This is a genomic window from Pseudomonas sp. LBUM920, assembly GCF_003852315.1.
Classification (GTDB): domain Bacteria; phylum Pseudomonadota; class Gammaproteobacteria; order Pseudomonadales; family Pseudomonadaceae; genus Aquipseudomonas.
On sequence record NZ_CP027762.1, the window covers coordinates 2,012,286 to 2,031,280 of the forward strand.

The 18,995-nt window shown below is 58.5% G+C and carries 15 protein-coding genes; 13 read left to right on the plus strand and 2 right to left on the minus strand.

Annotated elements, in window-relative coordinates:
• Nucleotides 1-127 precede the first annotated feature (127 nt).
• Nucleotides 128-496, plus strand: a complete 369-nt coding sequence (locus tag C4J83_RS09360; protein ID WP_106576748.1) for a hypothetical protein — start codon at nucleotides 128-130, stop codon at nucleotides 494-496.
• Nucleotides 497-586: 90 nt separating this feature from the next.
• Here C4J83_RS09360 and C4J83_RS09365 read toward each other — a convergent pair whose 3' ends face one another.
• Nucleotides 587-2,140 carry a glycoside hydrolase family 17 protein gene (locus C4J83_RS09365; protein ID WP_124416858.1) on the minus strand — a complete coding sequence of 518 codons (1,554 nt, stop codon included), beginning with the start codon at nucleotides 2,138-2,140 and terminating at the stop codon, nucleotides 587-589.
• A gap of 331 nt (nucleotides 2,141-2,471) precedes the next feature.
• Here C4J83_RS09365 and C4J83_RS09370 point away from each other — a divergent pair, with 331 nt between their 5' ends.
• From C4J83_RS09370 to C4J83_RS09380, 3 genes are all read left to right on the plus strand, one after another.
• Nucleotides 2,472-3,323, plus strand: a complete 852-nt coding sequence (locus C4J83_RS09370; RefSeq protein WP_124416859.1) for a glycine betaine ABC transporter substrate-binding protein — start codon at nucleotides 2,472-2,474, stop codon at nucleotides 3,321-3,323.
• 217 nt (nucleotides 3,324-3,540) lie between these two features.
• Nucleotides 3,541-3,852: a DUF485 domain-containing protein gene (locus C4J83_RS09375; protein ID WP_106576745.1), complete on the plus strand. Its 312-nt coding sequence runs from the start codon at nucleotides 3,541-3,543 to the stop codon at nucleotides 3,850-3,852.
• Nucleotides 3,849-5,507 carry a cation acetate symporter gene (locus C4J83_RS09380; protein ID WP_106576744.1) on the plus strand — a complete coding sequence of 553 codons (1,659 nt, stop codon included), beginning with the start codon at nucleotides 3,849-3,851 and terminating at the stop codon, nucleotides 5,505-5,507. The genes C4J83_RS09375 and C4J83_RS09380 overlap by 4 nt, the downstream gene beginning before the upstream one ends.
• 335 nt (nucleotides 5,508-5,842) lie before the next feature.
• On the opposite strand, the gene gltA is transcribed toward C4J83_RS09380, so the two are convergent.
• Entirely contained in the window at nucleotides 5,843-7,132 is a 1,290-nt protein-coding gene (gene gltA, locus C4J83_RS09385; protein ID WP_078047629.1) for a citrate synthase, read from the minus strand.
• A 364-nt stretch (nucleotides 7,133-7,496) separates the two neighbouring features.
• Here gltA and sdhC point away from each other — a divergent pair, with 364 nt between their 5' ends.
• The 9 genes from sdhC (at nucleotide 7,497) to sucD (ending at nucleotide 18,881) form a co-directional block, all read left to right on the plus strand.
• Nucleotides 7,497-7,871, plus strand: coding sequence for a succinate dehydrogenase, cytochrome b556 subunit (gene sdhC, locus C4J83_RS09390; protein WP_124416860.1), 375 nt, complete (start codon nucleotides 7,497-7,499; stop codon nucleotides 7,869-7,871).
• Nucleotides 7,865-8,233 (plus strand): succinate dehydrogenase, hydrophobic membrane anchor protein, encoded by a 369-nt coding sequence (gene sdhD / locus C4J83_RS09395; protein WP_003172805.1) that lies wholly within the window; start codon nucleotides 7,865-7,867, stop codon nucleotides 8,231-8,233. Before sdhC ends, sdhD begins: the two co-directional genes overlap by 7 nt.
• 3 nt (nucleotides 8,234-8,236) lie before the next feature.
• Complete coding sequence (sdhA, locus tag C4J83_RS09400; protein ID WP_106576742.1) at nucleotides 8,237-10,009, plus strand: succinate dehydrogenase flavoprotein subunit; 1,773 nt, start codon at nucleotides 8,237-8,239, stop codon at nucleotides 10,007-10,009.
• Between the two features lie 11 nt (nucleotides 10,010-10,020).
• Nucleotides 10,021-10,725 carry a succinate dehydrogenase iron-sulfur subunit gene (locus C4J83_RS09405; protein ID WP_003172807.1) on the plus strand — a complete coding sequence of 235 codons (705 nt, stop codon included), beginning with the start codon at nucleotides 10,021-10,023 and terminating at the stop codon, nucleotides 10,723-10,725.
• 261 nt (nucleotides 10,726-10,986) lie between these two features.
• Nucleotides 10,987-13,818, plus strand: a complete 2,832-nt coding sequence (locus C4J83_RS09410) for a 2-oxoglutarate dehydrogenase E1 component (RefSeq protein ID WP_106576741.1) — start codon at nucleotides 10,987-10,989, stop codon at nucleotides 13,816-13,818.
• Nucleotides 13,819-13,862: 44 nt separating this feature from the next.
• Nucleotides 13,863-15,095 carry a 2-oxoglutarate dehydrogenase complex dihydrolipoyllysine-residue succinyltransferase gene (odhB, locus tag C4J83_RS09415; RefSeq protein WP_106576740.1) on the plus strand — a complete coding sequence of 411 codons (1,233 nt, stop codon included), beginning with the start codon at nucleotides 13,863-13,865 and terminating at the stop codon, nucleotides 15,093-15,095.
• 99 nt (nucleotides 15,096-15,194) lie between these two features.
• On the plus strand, nucleotides 15,195-16,631 hold the full coding sequence (lpdA, locus tag C4J83_RS09420; protein WP_106576739.1) for a dihydrolipoyl dehydrogenase: 1,437 nt from the start codon (nucleotides 15,195-15,197) through the stop codon (nucleotides 16,629-16,631).
• A gap of 202 nt (nucleotides 16,632-16,833) precedes the next feature.
• Nucleotides 16,834-18,000 carry an ADP-forming succinate--CoA ligase subunit beta gene (gene sucC, locus C4J83_RS09425; RefSeq protein ID WP_003233235.1) on the plus strand — a complete coding sequence of 389 codons (1,167 nt, stop codon included), beginning with the start codon at nucleotides 16,834-16,836 and terminating at the stop codon, nucleotides 17,998-18,000.
• Nucleotides 18,000-18,881 carry a succinate--CoA ligase subunit alpha gene (gene sucD, locus C4J83_RS09430; protein ID WP_003172813.1) on the plus strand — a complete coding sequence of 294 codons (882 nt, stop codon included), beginning with the start codon at nucleotides 18,000-18,002 and terminating at the stop codon, nucleotides 18,879-18,881. The genes sucC and sucD overlap by 1 nt, the downstream gene beginning before the upstream one ends.
• The last annotated feature ends 114 nt before the right edge of the window (nucleotides 18,882-18,995 follow it).

An 18,995-nucleotide genomic window follows, 5' to 3' on the forward strand; every position in this document is an offset into this window, starting at 1 on the left:
AATCGGGGTAATAGTAGCGAGAAGATACACTTTGCGACGACTGGATGAACACTTATCTGTGCACACCGCTTGCTAACGGCCGCCGTGGGATTAAGCTGAGCGCCGTTTTTGCCTATCGGAGTGCCCCATGTCCCGTCGTTTGCCGTTGATCCTGCTGCTTATTGCCTTGCCTTTATGGCTGGCCGCCAGTTATGGCGCACGTTACGGCTTTATGGAGGATGGCCAGTGGGTTGGCATCTGCGCCGATGAGGCCAGCCGCTGGGAATGCCAGTTGCGCTCGAACCTGGGGTTGATGATTCACTTCAAGGTGCTGGGCTGGGCCGCGTTGGTTACATCGGTGCTGGGATTTTTTGTGCCGGGCCGTGCCGGATGGGGCTTGGCCGTGTTGGGGATGGTGTTCGGCTTGCCGGCGCTGGCGTTGTACAACACCACGTTTGCGGTGTTTGCGGTGGTGATTGCAGGGTTGCGGCTGGTCAGGAAGCCGCGGGCGGCCTGACAGGCGCTCTTCGCCCGCAAGCCCGCTCCCACAGTTTGACCGCGTGAATTCGGCCTTAATGTGGGAGCGGGCTTGCCTGCGATGGCGGCCTTAAGCCTTGCGCACGCGCAAGCAACGCCACAAGGCTACAACCATCAGCACACTCACGATTGCCCAACCCCACGCCTGCTGGTTCTGCAACCCTTCGCGATACAGCTGTGGCGCAATGCCGGCGCCGATGATGAAGGCCAGCAGTGCAATCTCCCGACGCGGGCCGGTTACCGGGCGAACCAGGTAAACCAGCGCCGGCAACACCAGCGCCGCACTCGGGAAGCTGCGATAACGCGGGTCAAACACCAGCGCCAGCATCATTACCGCACCGGCGAACCCGGCGATTGCCACCAGCCAGCCCGCGCGTTGCTCCAGCCAATTAAAGGCCCGCTCACGCCAACCGTCGCGCGCGCTCAGGGCCAGGGCGGCGTGGGCCAGCACCAGCAGGTTCAACACCACCAGCAAGCCTGCCCACACCCATTCATCGTTGAAGCGCGCGGTAACGCGGGTCAGTTCGGCCCAGGTGCCGATGGAACAGGCCGCTACGGCACCGAGCAATGGCAGCATGAGTGCTGCGCGCGTGCTGCGAACGCGCCCGCCAAGTACCAAGGTGCCCAGCAGGATAATCCCGCCCACGCCCAGCCACAGCGGCCAGTACGGCACATTGCTGACCGGCCCGGCGAGGATGCCCTTGTCCTGGCGATCAGCATCAAACAGCCCCCAGTAACCCCCGACCGCGCCTTCGCTGGCGCGTTTCCATGGCTGGTCAAAGGCTTCGATCAGGTTGTAATGCCAGCCATTGGCCTCGGCCATGGCCACAAAGCCGCGCATGAACTTGGCTTCATTGACCCGGCTCGGCACGGCGGTTTCGCGCTGGCGGCCTTCGCTGGGCCAGCCAGTCTCGCCGATCAGCACATCCTTGGGAGCGAACTGGTTGCCGAAAGTCTGACGTACATCACCCACGTGCTTGAGCGCCTGGTCGATGCCCGACGGGTCATCTTCCCAATACGGCAGCAGGTGAATGGTCAGGAAATCCACCGCCGGAGCGATTTCCGGGTGCTTGAGCCAGAACTCCCACACGTCGGCATAAGTCACCGGCTGCTTGATCTGGCTTTTGACCTTATGGATCAGCGTCACCAACTGCTTGGCGGTGACTTCCTTGCGCAGCAGCGCTTCGTTGCCGACGATCACCGAGGTGACCACGTCCGGGTTGGCGTTGGCGGCAGCGATCAACTCGGCGACTTCTTTTTCGGTGGCAACCGGGTCACTGCTGACCCAGGCGCCGGCCATCAACTTCAACCCATGCTTGCGTGCCAGGTCCGGCAAGGCTTCCAGGCCGGTCATGGAGTAGGTGCGAATGCATTCAAAGCGGGTGGCCAGCAGGGCCAGGTCGGCGTCCATGCGCTCGGGGCGCAGCTTGAAAGGCTGGTCGAACGGCGACTGGTCCTTGTCGAACGGCGTGTACGAGGCGCATTGCATTTTGTGGCTGGCGCTGGCCACGTCCGGCAACACCACAGGCCGGCCGAGGCCGTACCAATAGCCGACAAGGGCAAGCACGCCGAGGATCAGGGCGAAAATATAGGGCAGGGCAGGGAAGCGGGCAGTCGCGGGCATGGTCGGCTTATCTGGGGAGCAAAGGCGCGCATCTTACCCGGATTTAGCCCGTCCCAGTGCGGTCGCATAATTTAGACATGCAAAGTTCGGGCGGGATTTTGCTGCGCTGTCCTACAAATCGTCCTGCTGGCGATGTGATGTCGTTTCTTGCTCACCTGAGGTCGCAGTCAGAGCAGGTCCAAGGCCCCGGCAGGTTGATGATCGAAGTGTCAGCACTCCACTGATGTCTGGGCCGCCGGATCGATGCGCGTGAAGGGGGCGCGTTGCACCACATAACAACAGGTTGACGTCGCTCGGCATCCGCCGGGCGCAGCACTTTCGGGGAAGTACTATGAAGATGCGACGACTCTTGGGCGCAGCTGCCACTCTGGTAGTTGCGATGAGCTCCACACTGGCCAACGCCGACAGCAAAACCCTGAGCATCGGTTACGTAGATGGCTGGTCTGACAGCGTTGCCACCACCCACGTGGCGGCAGAAGTGATCAAGGAAAAGCTCGGTTATGACGTGAAACTGCAGGCCGTCGCTACCGGGATCATGTGGCAGGGCGTGGCCACCGGCAAGCTCGACGCCATGCTCTCTGCCTGGCTGCCCGTGACCCACGGTGAGTACTGGGCCAAGAACAAGGACAAGGTGGTCGACTACGGCCCCAACTTCAAGGATGCAAAAATTGGCCTGATCGTGCCGGAGTACGTCAAGGCCAAATCGATTGAAGACCTCAAGACCGACACCACCTTCAAGAACAAGATTGTCGGCATCGATGCCGGTTCAGGCGTGATGCTCAAGACCGACGAAGCCATCAAGGCCTATGGCCTGGACTACAAGCTGCAAGCCAGCTCGGGCGCCGCGATGATCGCCGAACTGACCCGTGCCGAAGACAAACAGGAGTCCATTGCAGTCACCGGTTGGGTGCCGCACTGGATGTTCGCCAAGTGGAAACTGCGTTTCCTGGACGATCCAAAAGGAATTTATGGGGCTGCTGAAACCGTCAATAGCATCGGCAGCAAGGGCCTGGAGAAGAAGGCGCCGGAAGTCGCCGCCTTCCTGAAGAAATTCCAGTGGGCCTCCAAGGACGAAATCGGCGAAGTCATGCTCGCGATTCAAGAGGGTGCCAAGCCGGATGCGGCAGCCAAGGACTGGGTGGCCAAGCACCCTGAGCGTGTGGCCGAGTGGATTGGTAAATAACCGTCGAGCTGTCTAGTTAGCACCTTGCAAGCCCGCCTGGCGTTTTCGTCAGGCGGGTTTTGTCGTTTCTGGGGAAAAGGCTGTCACTTTAATCAGTTCAAAGTTGGCGCCAACGCTAATGTCGTTCTAATACTAAGGTCGTCTGGAACCTGTTCTGCAGCCGCATACAGTGGATACGTTCCAATAATAAAAAAGCTGTGCTGCGAGGATAAAAACAATGAACGACAGCATTTACCTCTCGATTCAAAACAGCCCGCGTTTCAAGGAGCTGGTGAGAAAAAGGGAAAGGTTCGCCTGGATTCTCTCGGCGATCATGCTAGGGCTTTACTCCGCTTTCATCCTGTTGATTGCCTACGGGCCACAAGTGCTGGGGGCCAAGCTCAGCCCCGGTTCCTCGATTACCTGGGGAATTCCGATCGGGGTCGGGCTGATTGTGTCGGCCTTCATTCTTACCGGCATCTACGTACGGCGCGCCAACGGCGAATTCGACGACCTGAACAATGCGATTCTCAAGGAGGCTGCGCAATGATCCGGCGTTTATTGGCTGTAGGTGGCGCTTCGATCTTCGCGCCCGCCGTTTGGGCAGCGGATGCCTTGACCGGTGAAGTGCATAAGCAACCGCTGAATATCGCAGCGATCCTGATGTTCGTGGCGTTTGTCGGCGCAACGCTGTGCATCACCTACTGGGCGTCCAAGCGCAACAAATCGGCGGCTGACTACTATGCGGCCGGCGGCAAGATTACCGGCTTCCAGAACGGCCTGGCGATTGCTGGCGACTATATGTCGGCAGCGTCTTTCCTGGGTATTTCCGCGCTGGTGTTCACTTCCGGCTACGACGGCCTGATCTATTCGATCGGCTTCCTGGTGGGCTGGCCGATCATTCTGTTCCTGATCGCCGAGCGCCTGCGTAACCTGGGCAAGTACACCTTTGCCGACGTGGCGTCCTATCGCCTCGGGCAAACCCAGATCCGCAGCCTGTCGGCCTGTGGCTCGCTGGTGGTGGTGGCGTTCTACCTGATCGCGCAGATGGTTGGCGCGGGCAAGCTGATCCAACTGCTGTTCGGCCTGGATTACCACGTGGCGGTAATTCTGGTGGGCATCCTGATGTGCCTGTATGTGTTGTTCGGCGGCATGCTGGCGACCACCTGGGTGCAGATCATCAAGGCAGTGCTGCTGCTGTCCGGTGCCTCGTTCATGGCGCTGATGGTGATGAAGCACGTCAACTTCGACTTCAACACGCTGTTTGCCGAGGCGATCAAGGTTCACCCTAAAGGTGAAGCGATCATGAGCCCGGGCGGCCTGGTCAAAGACCCGATCTCGGCGTTCTCCCTCGGGCTGGCGCTGATGTTCGGTACTGCTGGCCTGCCGCACATCCTGATGCGCTTCTTCACCGTAAGCGACGCCAAGGAAGCGCGTAAGAGCGTGCTGTATGCCACCGGCTTCATCGGTTACTTCTACATCCTGACCTTTATCATCGGTTTTGGCGCGATCCTGCTGGTCAGCACCAACCCGGCGTTCAAGGACGCGGCAGGCGCCTTGCTTGGCGGCAACAACATGGCGGCGGTGCATTTGGCCAACGCGGTGGGCGGCAGTATTTTCCTGGGCTTCATCTCGGCCGTGGCGTTTGCCACCATTCTGGCAGTGGTTGCCGGCTTGACCCTGGCGGGTGCTTCGGCGGTGTCCCACGACCTGTATGCCAGCGTGATCAAGAAGGGCAAGGCCAACGAGAAGGATGAGATTCGCGTGTCGAAGATCACCACCATCGCCCTGGCGGTGCTGGCAATCGGCTTGGGTATCTTGTTCGAGAGCCAGAACATTGCGTTCATGGTCGGCCTGGCGTTCTCCATTGCTGCCAGCTGTAACTTCCCGGTGCTGCTGCTTTCCATGTACTGGAAAAACCTCACCACCCGCGGCGCGATGATTGGCGGCTGGCTGGGCTTGATCAGTGCCGTTGGCCTGATGATCCTCGGCCCGACCATCTGGGTGTCGATCCTGCACCACGAGAAAGCTATCTTCCCGTACGAATACCCGGCGCTGTTCTCGATGATCATTGCGTTCATCGGCATCTGGTTCTTCTCCATCACCGACAAGTCGGCGGCGGCAGAGAAAGAGCGTGCGCTGTACTTCCCGCAGTTTGTGCGTTCACAAACGGGCCTGGGGGCGAGTGGGGCGGTTAACCACTAAGCGTCGTGACGGTTACAAAAAAAGCCCCGGTCGCGAGATCGGGGCTTTTTTTTGCTTTTATTGGTAACGGATTTCACAAAACTGTTTCTCAAGTCTGGCATCAATAAAAAGCAGATAGTTGATCGTTCCCACGCAGAGCGTGCGAACGATCAGTCGGTGGCTGGGGTTTCTGGGGTGTCTTGGCGGGCCTCATTGCGGGCAAGCCCGGCCCCCACCTTTGAAATGCATTCTCCCGTGGGAGCTGGCTTGTCTGCGATGGCGCCGGGCCTGGCGACACAAACAAAAACGGCCTCCACAAAGGAGGCCGTTTTCAGTACAGCCAAGCGCTTGATGGCTTACTTGCGGTCTTCCAGCTTGGTGATGTCACGCGACTCGTAGCCGGTGTACAGCTGGCGCGGGCGGCCAATCTTGTACGGGCTGGAGAGCATTTCTTTCCAGTGGGAGATCCAGCCCACGGTCCGCGCCAGGGCGAAGATCACGGTGAACATGCTGGTTGGAATGCCGATCGCCTTGAGGATGATCCCCGAGTAGAAGTCGACGTTCGGGTACAGCGAGCGCTCGATGAAGTACGGATCGGTCAGCGCGATCTCTTCCAGGCGCATGGCCAGTTCGAGTTGCGGATCGTTCTTGATGCCCAGCTCCTTCAACACTTCGTCGCAGGTCTGCTTCATCACGGTGGCGCGCGGGTCACGGTTCTTGTAGACGCGGTGACCGAAGCCCATCAGCTTGAACGGATCGTTCTTGTCCTTGGCCTTGGCGATGAACTTGTCGATGTTCGAGACATCGCCGATTTCATCGAGCATGGTCAATACGGCTTCGTTCGCACCGCCGTGGGCAGGGCCCCAGAGTGCGGCGATACCGGCGGCGATACAGGCGAACGGGTTGGCACCCGAGGAGCCAGCCAGGCGTACGGTGGAGGTGGAGGCGTTCTGCTCGTGGTCGGCGTGGAGGATGAAGATCCGGTCCATGGCCTTGGCGAGTGTCGGGCTGATCGGTTTGATCTCGCACGGGGTGTTGAACATCATGTGCAGGAAGTTTTCCGCGTACGTCAGGTCGTTGCGCGGGTACATCATGGGTTGACCCATGGAGTACTTGTAAACCATTGCGGCCAGGGTTGGCATCTTGGCAACCAGGCGGATCGCGGAGATTTCGCGATGCTGCGGGTTATTGATGTCCAGGGAGTCGTGATAGAAGGCCGATAGGGCGCCAACCACGCCGCACATCACGGCCATCGGGTGGGCGTCGCGACGGAAGCCGTTGAAGAAGGTCTTCAACTGCTCGTGAACCATGGTGTGGTTCTTCACGGTGCTGACGAACTGGGCTTTTTGCTCGGCTGTTGGCAATTCGCCATTTAGCAGCAGGTAGCAGGTTTCGAGGTAGTCCGATTGCTCGGCCAGTTGCTCGATCGGGTAGCCCCGGTGCAGCAGAATGCCATTGTCGCCGTCGATATAGGTGATCTTCGACTCGCAAGAGGCGGTCGACATGAAGCCTGGGTCGAAAGTGAAACGGCCCGTGGCCGTCAGGCCCCGTACGTCGATAACATCGGGACCAACGGTGCCGGTTAAAATGGGCAGCTCGACGGGGGCTGCGCCCTCGATGATCAACTGCGCTTTTTTGTCAGCCATGTGGCCTCCTATTTATGCTTCAAATCATCAGACAGACCCCCCACGCAGGGCCCGCACCACTATAGTGAGATAAATTCAGATGTCAATTTGCCTAAAGTCTTGCTCCAGAAGGCTTTAACCGTACTTTTTCGTCGAAATTGACTGCCATTTACGCCTTTTATCCCGCCAGCGCAATCAGCTATTAGGGTGAGGAGCGCGCGTTGTCATTAGTAACCTAACTGTCTATACTCGGCCACCGACCGCCAAGGGCTTTTGGGCTTGCTTTCATTGGGGGTCGCACTCCCTGGGTGGTGCTTACCTGACCAGTGCACTCCCCAACAACTTTGCCCTGATTGTTAGGGGCTCTTCAGTGTGAAAAAAAGCCGTGAATAGCCAACGACCTGTAAACCTAGACCTAAGGACCATCAAACTCCCCATCACCGGCGTTACGTCGTTCCTGCACCGTGTTTCCGGCATCATCCTGTTCCTGGGCTTGGGCATCATGCTTTATGCATTGAGCAAATCCCTGGGTTCCGAGGAAGGTTTTGCCGAGGTGAAGGTATGCTTGACCAGCCCGCTGGCCAAGTTCGTAGCATGGGGCCTCCTGTCCGCTCTGCTTTATCATCTGGTAGCCGGCGTGCGCCACTTGATCATGGATATGGGCATCGGTGAGACGCTGGAAGGCGGCCGCCTGGGCTCGAAAATCATCATCGCCATTTCCGTGGTGCTGATCGTTCTGGCAGGAGTTTGGATATGGTAACCAGCGTTACGAACCTTTCGCGTTCAGGCCTCTATGACTGGATGGCGCAGCGTGTGTCTGCGGTCGTTCTCGCGGCTTATTTCATTTTCCTGATCGGATACCTCGTCGCAAACCCGGGCATTGGCTATGAGCAATGGCACGGCCTGTTTTCCCACAATGCGATGCGAATCTTCAGTCTGCTGGCACTTGTAGCTCTGGGCGCTCACGCCTGGGTCGGCATGTGGACCATCGCGACTGACTACCTGACGCCGATGGCGCTGGGCAAGTCCGCGACTGCAGTCCGTTTCCTCTTCCAGGCAGTATGCGGCGTCGCGATGTTCGCTTACTTCGTCTGGGGTGTGCAGATTCTTTGGGGTATCTGATTCATGGCTAACATTCCAACTATTTCCTTCGACGCCATCATTATTGGTGGCGGCGGTGCTGGCATGCGCGCAGCGCTGCAGCTGGCCCAGGGCGGTCACAAGACTGCCGTGATCACCAAAGTGTTCCCAACGCGTTCCCACACCGTATCGGCCCAGGGTGGCATCACCTGCGCCATCGCGTCCGCCGACCCGAACGATGACTGGCGCTGGCACATGTACGATACCGTCAAGGGTTCCGACTACATCGGTGACCAGGACGCTATCGAATACATGTGTCAGGAAGGCCCGGCCGCCGTGTTCGAGCTGGACCACATGGGTCTGCCGTTCTCGCGTACCGAGCAGGGTCGTATCTACCAGCGTCCATTCGGCGGCCAGTCGAAGGATTACGGTAAAGGCGGCCAGGCTGCCCGTACGTGTGCTGCGTCCGACCGTACCGGTCACGCGCTGCTGCACACCCTGTATCAGGGCAACCTGAAGGCCGGCACCACGTTCCTGAACGAGTACTACGCGGTTGACCTGGTGAAAAACGCTGACGGCGCATTCGTCGGTGTGATCGCCATCTGCATCGAAACCGGTGAAACCTCCTACATCCGCGCCAAGGCTACCGTTCTGGCGACTGGCGGTGCAGGTCGTATCTACGCATCGACCACCAATGCCCTGATCAATACCGGTGACGGCGTTGGCATGGCACTGCGTGCAGGCGTACCGGTGCAAGACATCGAAATGTGGCAGTTCCACCCAACCGGCATTGCCGGCGCCGGCGTACTGGTAACCGAAGGTTGCCGTGGTGAAGGTGGCTACCTGATCAACAAGAACGGCGAGCGTTTCATGGAGCGTTATGCTCCGAACGCGAAAGACCTTGCCGGTCGTGATGTTGTAGCCCGTTCGATGGTCAAGGAAATCATTGCCGGTAACGGCTGTGGCCCCAATGGCGACCACGTACTGCTCAAGCTCGATCACCTGGGCGAAGAAGTGCTGCACAGCCGCCTGCCGGGTATCTGTGAGCTGTCCAAGACCTTTGCTCACGTTGACCCGGTGGTTGCTCCGGTTCCGGTTGTTCCGACTTGCCACTACATGATGGGCGGCGTGCCGACCAACATTCATGGTCAGGCGATCACTCAGAACGCCGACGGCGTGGACGAGATCATTCACGGCCTGTTCGCGGTAGGCGAAGTGGCGTGCGTATCGGTTCACGGCGCCAACCGCCTGGGCGGCAACTCGCTGCTCGACCTGGTGGTATTCGGTCGTGCTGCCGGCCTGCACCTCGAGAAGGCATTGACCGACGGCATCGAATACGATGACGCGACCGACGCCAACATCGAAACTGCCCTGGCGCGTCTGAACGCTCTGAACGAGCGTACCGATGGCGAAGACGTGGCAACCCTGCGTCGCGAGCTGCAAAACTGCATGCAGAACTACTTCGGTGTATTCCGTACCGGCGAATACATGCAGAAGGGTATTGCCCAGCTGGCCGATCTGCGCAAGCGCATCGCCAACGTCAAGATCAACGATAAGAGCCAGGCGTTCAACACCGCTCGTATCGAAGCCCTTGAGCTGCAAAACCTGTTGGAAGTGGCTGAAGCGACTGCGATCGCCGCCGAGGTTCGTAAGGAATCCCGTGGTGCTCACGCTCGTGAAGACTTTGAAGACCGCGACGACGAGAACTGGTTGTGCCACACCCTGTACTTCCCGGGTGACAAGCGCGTGACCAAGCGTGCCGTGAACTTCTCGCCGAAAACGGTTCCGACGTTTGAACCGAAGATTCGGACTTACTAAGGGTGGCTGCCATGTTGAAAGTCAGTGTTTATCGCTACAACCCTGATCAGGACGCTGCGCCGTTCATGCAGGAATTCCAGGTTGATACCGGTGGTAAAGACCTGATGGTGCTGGACGTACTGGCCCTGATCAAAGAGCAGGACGAGGGTTTCTCCTATCGTCGCTCTTGCCGTGAAGGTGTGTGCGGTTCCGACGGCATGAACATCAACGGCAAAAACGGCCTGGCGTGCATCACGCCGCTGTCTGCCGTGGTGAAAGGCAACAAGCTGATCGTTCGTCCTCTGCCAGGTTTGCCGGTTATCCGTGACCTGGTCGTCGATATGAGCATCTTCTACAAGCAATACGAGAAAGTTAAGCCGTTCCTGCAGAACGACACGCCGGCTCCGGCCATCGAGCGTCTGCAGTCCCCGGAAGAGCGTGAAAAGCTCGACGGTCTGTACGAGTGCATCCTGTGCGCTTGCTGCTCGACTTCGTGCCCGTCCTTCTGGTGGAACCCGGACAAGTTCCTGGGTCCAGCTGCCCTGCTGCAAGCGTATCGCTTCCTGGCAGACAGCCGTGACACCAAGACGTCCGAGCGTCTGGCTTCACTGGATGACCCGTTCAGCGTATTCCGCTGCCGCGGGATCATGAACTGCGTCAACGTATGTCCCAAAGGCCTGAACCCGACTAAGGCCATTGGTCACATCCGTAACATGCTGCTGCAGAGCGGCGTGTAACCGACGTTGTAACAAAGCAGGACCGTTGTGCCCGTAAATGCTACGGCGCAGGCTTCAACCGGCGCCGTAGTTTTAACTTGAGCAGCGACTTACAAAGCCGCGGCTCTTATTTTGAAGAAATGAGACAAGCAGGGGCATTCGGGTTGGTACCCGAACTATCAGCGTGATCCTAAGTGGCTTGTTTTGGTCGCTGCACTTGGCCTTTTGCAAGCAAACTCGGTGTTTTCGCCGGTGGTGTCCCCAAATCGAGGGTGACCAAGCATGCAAGAAAGCGTGATGCAGCGCATGTGGAACAGCGGCTATCTTTCAGGTGGTAACGCTGCCTATGTGGAAGAGCTTTATGAGCTCTACCTGCACGACCCTAACGCTGTGCCAGAAGAATGGCGCACCAAATTTCAGACGTTGTCTTCAGACGGCAACGCTGCCACCGATGTATCGCACGCAACAATTCGCGATCAGTTTGTGCTGCTGGCAAAGAACCAGCGCCGCGCTCAGCCGGTTTCCGCCGGGAGCGTGAGCAGCGAGCACGAGAAGAAGCAAGTTGAAGTACTGCGACTGATCCAGGCTTACCGGATGCGTGGCCACCAGGCGGCCCAGCTTGACCCGCTGGGGCTCTGGCAGCGTCCTGCACCTGCTGACCTGTCGATCAATCATTACGGCTTGACCAATGCCGATCTTGATACGACCTTCCGTGCCGGCGACCTGTTCATCGGCAAAGAGGAAGCGAGCCTACGCGAAATTCACGAAGCGTTGCAGCAGACATATTGCCGCACCATCGGCGCTGAATTTACGCACATCACCGATTCCGAGCAGCGCCACTGGTTCCAGCATCGTCTGGAAGGTGTGCGTGGCCGTCCGGTTTTGTCTGCCGACGTACGCAGCCACTTGCTGGAGCGCGTGACCGCAGCCGAAGGTCTCGAGAAATACCTGGGTACCAAATACCCGGGCACCAAACGTTTCGGCCTGGAAGGCGGCGAAAGCCTGATTCCAATGCTCGACGAGCTGATCCAGCGTTCCGGTTCCTACGGCACCAAGGAAATCGTGATCGGCATGGCTCACCGTGGTCGCCTGAACGTGTTGGTTAACACCTTCGGCAAGAACCCGCGCGAGCTGTTCGACGAGTTCGAAGGCAAGAAGAAGGTCGAGCTGGGTTCCGGTGACGTTAAATACCACCAGGGCTTCTCGTCCAACGTGATGACCACCGGCGGTGAAGTTCACCTGGCCATGGCCTTCAACCCATCCCACCTGGAAATCGTTTCTCCAGTGGTCGAGGGTTCGGTTCGTGCTCGCCAGGATCGTCGCAACGATTCCACCGGTGAAAAGGTTCTGCCGATTTCCATCCACGGTGACGCGGCATTCGCCGGTCAAGGCGTGGTTCTGGAAACGTTCCAGATGTCGCAGACGCGCGGCTTCAAGACTGGCGGTACGGTTCACATCGTCATCAACAACCAGGTGGGTTTCACCATCAGCAACCCGCTGGACGCGCGCTCTACCGAGTACGCCACCGACGTTGCCAAGATGATCCAGGCGCCGATCCTCCATGTGAATGGTGATGATCCGGAAGCCGTGCTGTTCGTGACCCAACTGGCCATCGACTACCGCATGCAGTTCAAGCGTGACGTGGTGATCGACCTGGTCTGCTACCGTCGTCGCGGTCACAACGAAGCGGATGAGCCTAGCGGCACCCAGCCGTTGATGTACCAGCAAATCACCAAGCAGCGCACCACCCGTGAGCTGTACGCCGAAAGCCTGATCAAGGCCGGTGTGGTTGACGATGCGCGTGTTCAGGCGAAGATCGATGAATACCGCAACGCGCTGGACAACGGTCTGCACGTAGTAAAAAGCCTGGTTAAAGAGCCGAACAAAGAGCTGTTCGTTGACTGGCGTCCGTACCTGGGCCACGCCTGGACTGCGCGTCACGACACCTCGTTCGATCTGAAAACCCTGCAGGAACTGTCCGCCAAGCTGCTGGAAATTCCAGATGGCTTCGTGGTGCAGCGCCAGGTTGCGAAGATCTACGAAGACCGTCAGAAGATGCAAGCCGGCGGCCTGCCGATCAACTGGGGTTACGCTGAAACCATGGCGTACGCGACCCTGGCGTTCGAAGGTCACCCGATCCGCATGACCGGCCAGGACATCGGCCGCGGTACGTTCTCGCACCGCCACGCGGTATTGCACAACCAGAAAGACGCGGGCACCTACATCCCGTTGCAGAACCTGTACGAAGGCCAGCCACGTTTCGACCTGTACGATTCGTTCCTGTCCGAAGAAGCCGTACTGGCGTTCGAATATGGTTACTCAACCACCACGCCAAACGCGCTGGTGATCTGGGAAGCCCAGTTCGGCGACTTCGCCAACGGTGCCCAGGTGGTTATCGACCAGTTCATCACCAGCGGCGAGCACAAGTGGGGCCGTCTGTGCGGTCTGACCATGCTGCTGCCACACGGTTATGAAGGTCAGGGTCCGGAGCACTCTTCGGCCCGTCTGGAGCGTTACCTGCAGCTGTGCGCCGAGCACAACATCCAGGTGTGCGTGCCGACTACTCCGGCCCAGATCTACCACTTGCTGCGTCGCCAGGTGATCCGCCCGCTGCGCAAGCCGCTGGTAGTGCTGACCCCGAAATCGCTGTTGCGTCACAAATTGGCCATCTCGACCCTGGAAGATCTGGCCGACGGTTCGTTCCAGACCGTGATTCCAGAAATCGACACCCTGGACGCGGCCAAGGTCACTCGCCTGATCCTGTGCAGCGGCAAGGTTTACTACGACTTGCTGGAAAAACGCCGTGCCGAAGGCCGCGAAGACATCGCCATTGTGCGTATCGAGCAGCTTTACCCGTTCCCGGAAGACGACCTGATGGAGGCCATCGCGCCTTACACCAACCTCACCAACGTGGTGTGGTGCCAGGAAGAACCGATGAACCAGGGCGCGTGGTACAGCAGTCAGCATCACTTGCGTCGCAGCATCGGTAACCACAAAACAGGCCTTGGCCTTGAGTATGCCGGTCGTGATGCTTCTGCTGCACCTGCGTGTGGTTATGCGTCGATGCACGCCGAGCAGCAGGAAAAACTGCTGCAAGATGCTTTCACTGTTTAACGCCTTCGCGCTGACTGAAACCGAATTTTAAGGACCCACAGATAATGGCTATCGAAATCAAAGCCCCGTCATTCCCGGAATCGGTTGCCGATGGCACCGTTGCCACCTGGCACAAGAAACCAGGCGACGCCGTAAAGCGTGACGACCTGATCGTCGACATCGAGACCGACAAAGTCGTTCTGGAAGTGTTGGCTGAGGCTGACGGCGTACTGGGCGCAATCGTTGCCGAAGAAGGCGCTACCGTTCTGTCGAACCAGATCCTGGGCTCGATTGAAGAGGGCGGCGCTGCTGCTCCTGCTCCAGCCGCTGCCCCAGCCGCTGCTGCTGCACCGGCTGCTTCGGCTCCAGCTGCTCCGGCTGCTGCTGGCGAAGATCCAATCGCTGCACCGGCTGCGCGTCAGCTGGCTGAAGAAAACGGCATCAACCTGGCGTCCATCAAGGGCACCGGCAAAGACGGCCGTGTCACCAAGGAAGACGTGGTGGCTGCAGTTGAAGCCAAGAAAAACGCTCCAGCTGCCGCACCTGCCAAGGCTGCTGCCCCGGCTGCCGCTGCGCCTGTGTTCGCCGCTGGCGACCGCACCGAGAAGCGTGTACCGATGACTCGCGTACGTGCCACCGTGGCCAAGCGCCTGGTCGAAGCACAGTCGAACATGGCGATGCTGACCACCTTCAACGAAGTCGACATGACCGAAGTCATGGCCCTGCGTTCGAAGTACAAGGACCTGTTCGAGAAGTCCCACAATGGCGTGCGCCTGGGCTTCATGTCGTTCTTCGTGAAAGCGGCCACCGAAGCGCTGAAACGCTTCCCGGCAGTCAACGCTTCGATCGACGGCAGCGACATCGTTTACCACGGCTATGCAGACATCGGCGTTGCCGTGTCCAGCGACCGTGGCCTGGTGGTACCGGTTCTGCGTAACGCCGAACTGATGAGCCTGGCTGAAATCGAAGGCGGCATCGCCGGCTTCGGCAAGAAAGCCCGTGACGGCAAGCTGACCATCGACGAGATGACCGGTGGTACCTTCACCATCACCAACGGTGGTACCTTCGGTTCGATGATGTCGACCCCGATCGTCAACCCGCCACAAGCTGCGATCCTGGGCATGCACAACATCATCCAGCGTCCGATGGCCATCAACGGCCAAGTCGTGATCCGCCCAATGATGTACCTGGCACTGTCTTACGATCACCGCCTGATCGATGGTAAAGAAGCCGTGACTTTCCTGGTGACCATCAAGAACCTGCTGGAAGACCCGGCTCGTCTGCTGCTGGACATTTAAAGACGCAGCGGCAAGTTGCGAGCTACAAGCTGTAGGAAAAAGCAGCTTGGCTTGCGGCTTGTCGCTTGAAGCTTGTCGCTGAATAGAGGAACTATTTTCATGTCGCAGAAATTTGACGTTGTAGTGATTGGTGCAGGTCCTGGCGGCTACGTTGCCGCCATCAAGGCCGCACAACTGGGCCTCTCGACTGCTTGCATCGAAAAATACACCGACAAGGAAGGCAAACTGGCGCTGGGCGGTACTTGCCTGAACGTAGGTTGCATTCCTTCCAAGGCGCTGCTGGACAGCTCCTGGAAATTCCACGAAGCCCAGAGCGGTTTCGCGATCCACGGCATCAACCATGCTGGCGTGACCATGGACGTGCCAGCAATGGTCGGCCGTAAAGCCAACATCGTTAAAGGCCTGACTTCCGGCGTTGCCACCCTGTTCAAGGCCAACGGCGTTACGTCCCTGCAAGGTCACGGCAAACTGCTGGCCGGCAAGAAAGTTGAAATCACCAAGCCGGACGGTTCGGTAGAAGTCATCGAAGCCGAGAACGTGATCCTGGCTCCAGGCTCGCGTCCAATCGACATTCCACCGGCTCCAGTTGACCAGAACGTGATCGTTGATTCGACCGGCGCCCTGGAATTCCAAACTGTTCCAAAGCGTCTGGGCGTGATCGGCGCTGGCGTCATCGGTCTGGAGCTGGGTTCGGTATGGTCCCGCCTGGGTTCTGAAGTCACCGTTCTGGAAGCCCTGGACACGTTCCTGCTGGCTGCCGACACCGCGGTGTCCAAAGAAGCGCTGAAAACCCTGACCAAACAAGGTCTGGACATCAAGCTGGGCGCCCGTGTTACCGGTTCCAAGGTCAACGGCGAAGAAGTCGTAGTGACCTACACCGATAAAGAAGGCGAGCAGACCATCACCTTCGACAAGCTGATCGTAGCCGTTGGTCGCCGTCCAGTGACCACCGACTTGCTGGCTTCCGACAGCGGCGTGAACATCGACGAGCGTGGTTTTATCCACGTTGACGATCACTGCGCTACCACCGTGCCTGGCGTGTACGCCATCGGCGACGTGGTGCGCGGCATGATGCTGGCGCACAAGGCTTCCGAAGAAGGCATCATGGTTGTCGAGCGCATCAAGGGTCACAAAACCCAGATGAACTACGACCTGATCCCGTCCGTTATCTACACCCACCCGGAAATTGCATGGGTCGGCAAGAACGAACAGCAGTTGAAAGCTGAAGGCGTTGAAGTTAACGTCGGCACCTTCCCGTTTGCCGCTTCTGGCCGTGCCATGGCAGCCAACGACACCGGTGGTTTTGTCAAAGTCATCGCTGATGCCAAGACTGACCGCGTATTGGGCGTCCACGTGATTGGCCCGAGCGCTGCAGAACTGGTTCAGCAAGGCGCGATCGGTATGGAATTCGGCACCAGCGCCGAGGACCTGGGCATGATGGTCTTCTCCCATCCGACCCTGTCCGAAGCGTTGCATGAAGCCGCGTTGGCTGTGAATGGCGGCGCCATCCACATCGCCAACAAGAAGAAGCGCTAAGCGAGATAATAAGAAACCACGGCGGTTGCCCGTCGTGAGCCTTGCGCGCAAGACTCACCGCGGAATATCCGCTGGACGCAGTCTTGCGCAGCTTTACGGGCGTTAAGCCCTGGAAGTTGTGCAAGCAGCAGTCACAGGTGGCGCGGCACTCATAATGAGCGCAGCGCCGAATGCGCAGTACCTAACGAAGACGGTAAAAAGCATGAATCTTCACGAGTATCAGGGTAAGCAGCTGTTCGCTGAATACGGCCTGCCAGTATCCAAGGGTTACGCAGTAGACACCCCGGAAGCAGCAGCAGAAGCTTGCGACAAAATCGGTGGTACCGAGTGGGTTGTCAAAGCCCAGGTCCACGCTGGTGGTCGCGGTAAAGCGGGCGGCGTTAAGCTGGTTCGCAGCAAAGAAGACGCCAAGGCCTTCGCACAGCAGTGGCTGGGCAAGCGTCTGGTGACTTACCAGACTGATGCCAATGGCCAACCAGTCACCAAGATCCTGGTTGAATCGTGCACTGATATCGCTAAAGAGCTGTACCTGGGCGCTGTCGTTGACCGTTCGAGCCGTCGCATCGTGTTCATGGCTTCCACCGAAGGTGGCGTGGACATCGAGAAGATCGCTCACGAAACCCCAGAAAAAATTCTGAAAGCCACTATCGATCCACTGGTTGGCGCTCAGCCATTCCAGGGTCGCGAGCTGGCTTTCCAGCTGGGCCTGGAAGGCAAGCAAGTTGCCCAGTTCGCCAAGATCTTCGTAGGTCTGGCCAAACTGTTCCAGGATCACGATCTGGCCCTACTGGAAGTGAACCCGCTGGTGATCAAGGCTGACGGCGATCTGCACTGCCTCGACGCCAAGATCAACATCGACGCCAACGCCATGTACCGTCAGCCTAAGCTGAAGACTTTCCACGATCCGTCGCAAGACGATCCGCGCGAAGCGCACGCTGCCAAGTTCGAACTGAACTACGTAGCGCTGGAAGGTAACATCGGTTGCATGGTCAACGGTGCTGGCCTGGCCATGGGTACCATGGACATAGTCAACCTGCATGGCGGCAAACCAGCCAACTTCCTCGACGTGGGCGGCGGTGCTACCAAAGAACGCGTGACCGAAGCGTTCAAGATCATCCTGTCCGACTCCAACGTCGCTGCAGTATTGGTTAACATCTTCGGCGGCATCGTTCGTTGCGACATGATTGCCGAAGGCATCATCGGTGCAGTGAAAGAAGTCGGCGTTAAAATCCCGGTTGTTGTTCGCCTTGAAGGTAACAACGCTGAACTGGGCGCTAAAGTACTGGCAGAAAGCGGTTTGAACATCATCGCGGCTACCAGCCTGACCGACGCTGCTCAACAAGTTGTCAAAGCTGCGGAGGGCAAATAATGAGCGTCCTGATCAATAAAGACACCAAAGTTATCTGCCAGGGTATTACCGGTTCGCAAGGTAGTTTCCACACCCAGCAAGCCATCGAATACGGCACCAAGATGGTTGGCGGCGTAACGCCGGGCAAAGGCGGCACCGAGCACCTGGGTCTGCCAGTGTTCAACACCGTGAAAGACGCTGTAGCTGCCACTGGCGCCACCGCCAGCGTGATCTACGTTCCAGCTCCTTTCTGCAAGGATTCCATCCTGGAAGCAGCATTCGGCGGCATCAAGCTGATCGTTTGCATCACCGAAGGCATTCCTACCCTGGACATGCTGGACGCTAAAGTTAAGTGCGACGAGCTGGGCGTAGTCCTGATCGGCCCTAACTGCCCAGGCGTGATCACCCCAGGCGAATGCAAGATCGGCATCATGCCAGGTCACATTCACTTGCCAGGCAAGGTCGGTATCGTTTCGCGTTCCGGCACCCTGACCTACGAAGCTGTGAAGCAAACTACTGACGCCGGTTTCGGTCAGTCGACTTGCGTCGGCATCGGCGGTGACCCGATCCCAGGCTCGAACTTCATCGACATCCTGAAGCTGTTCCAGGAAGACCCGAAGACCGAAGCGATCGTGATGATCGGTGAGATCGGCGGTTCGGCTGAAGAAGAAGCGGCTGCCTACATCAAGGCACACGTGACCAAGCCGGTTGTTTCCTACATCGCTGGTGTGACTGCCCCTGCGGGCAAGCGCATGGGCCATGCTGGCGCAATCATCTCTGGCGGCAAAGGCACTGCAGACGAGAAATTCGCTGCACTGCAAGACGCAGGCGTTAAAACCGTGCGTTCGCTGGCAGACATCGGCAAAGCCCTGGCTGAGCTGACGGGTTGGGCTGTCAAGTAAGCCTCGCGCTTAGCTGACGCTTCACCCACACAAAGGCCACCTTCGGGTGGCCTTTGTGCGTTCTAAAGATTGTTGAAGATCAAAATGTGCGAGCGGGCTTGCTCGCGAATGCGC

Excerpts from the sequence above, each read along its gene's own strand:
- sucD (WP_003172813.1), top strand. The coding sequence starts at position 18,000 with ATGAGCGTCCTGATCAATAAAGACACCAAAGTTATCTGCCAGGGTATT.
- C4J83_RS09410 (WP_106576741.1), top strand. The coding sequence starts at position 10,987 with ATGCAAGAAAGCGTGATGCAGCGCATGTGGAACAGCGGCTATCTTTCA.
- odhB (WP_106576740.1), top strand. The coding sequence starts at position 13,863 with ATGGCTATCGAAATCAAAGCCCCGTCATTCCCGGAATCGGTTGCCGAT.
- C4J83_RS09365 (WP_124416858.1), bottom strand. The coding sequence starts at position 2,140 with ATGCCCGCGACTGCCCGCTTCCCTGCCCTGCCCTATATTTTCGCCCTG.
- lpdA (WP_106576739.1), top strand. The coding sequence starts at position 15,195 with ATGTCGCAGAAATTTGACGTTGTAGTGATTGGTGCAGGTCCTGGCGGC.
- sucC (WP_003233235.1), top strand. The coding sequence starts at position 16,834 with ATGAATCTTCACGAGTATCAGGGTAAGCAGCTGTTCGCTGAATACGGC.
- gltA (WP_078047629.1), bottom strand. The coding sequence starts at position 7,132 with ATGGCTGACAAAAAAGCGCAGTTGATCATCGAGGGCGCAGCCCCCGTC.
- sdhD (WP_003172805.1), top strand. The coding sequence starts at position 7,865 with ATGGTAACCAGCGTTACGAACCTTTCGCGTTCAGGCCTCTATGACTGG.
- C4J83_RS09405 (WP_003172807.1), top strand. The coding sequence starts at position 10,021 with ATGTTGAAAGTCAGTGTTTATCGCTACAACCCTGATCAGGACGCTGCG.
- C4J83_RS09360 (WP_106576748.1), top strand. The coding sequence starts at position 128 with ATGTCCCGTCGTTTGCCGTTGATCCTGCTGCTTATTGCCTTGCCTTTA.
- C4J83_RS09380 (WP_106576744.1), top strand. The coding sequence starts at position 3,849 with ATGATCCGGCGTTTATTGGCTGTAGGTGGCGCTTCGATCTTCGCGCCC.
- C4J83_RS09370 (WP_124416859.1), top strand. The coding sequence starts at position 2,472 with ATGAAGATGCGACGACTCTTGGGCGCAGCTGCCACTCTGGTAGTTGCG.
- C4J83_RS09375 (WP_106576745.1), top strand. The coding sequence starts at position 3,541 with ATGAACGACAGCATTTACCTCTCGATTCAAAACAGCCCGCGTTTCAAG.
- sdhA (WP_106576742.1), top strand. The coding sequence starts at position 8,237 with ATGGCTAACATTCCAACTATTTCCTTCGACGCCATCATTATTGGTGGC.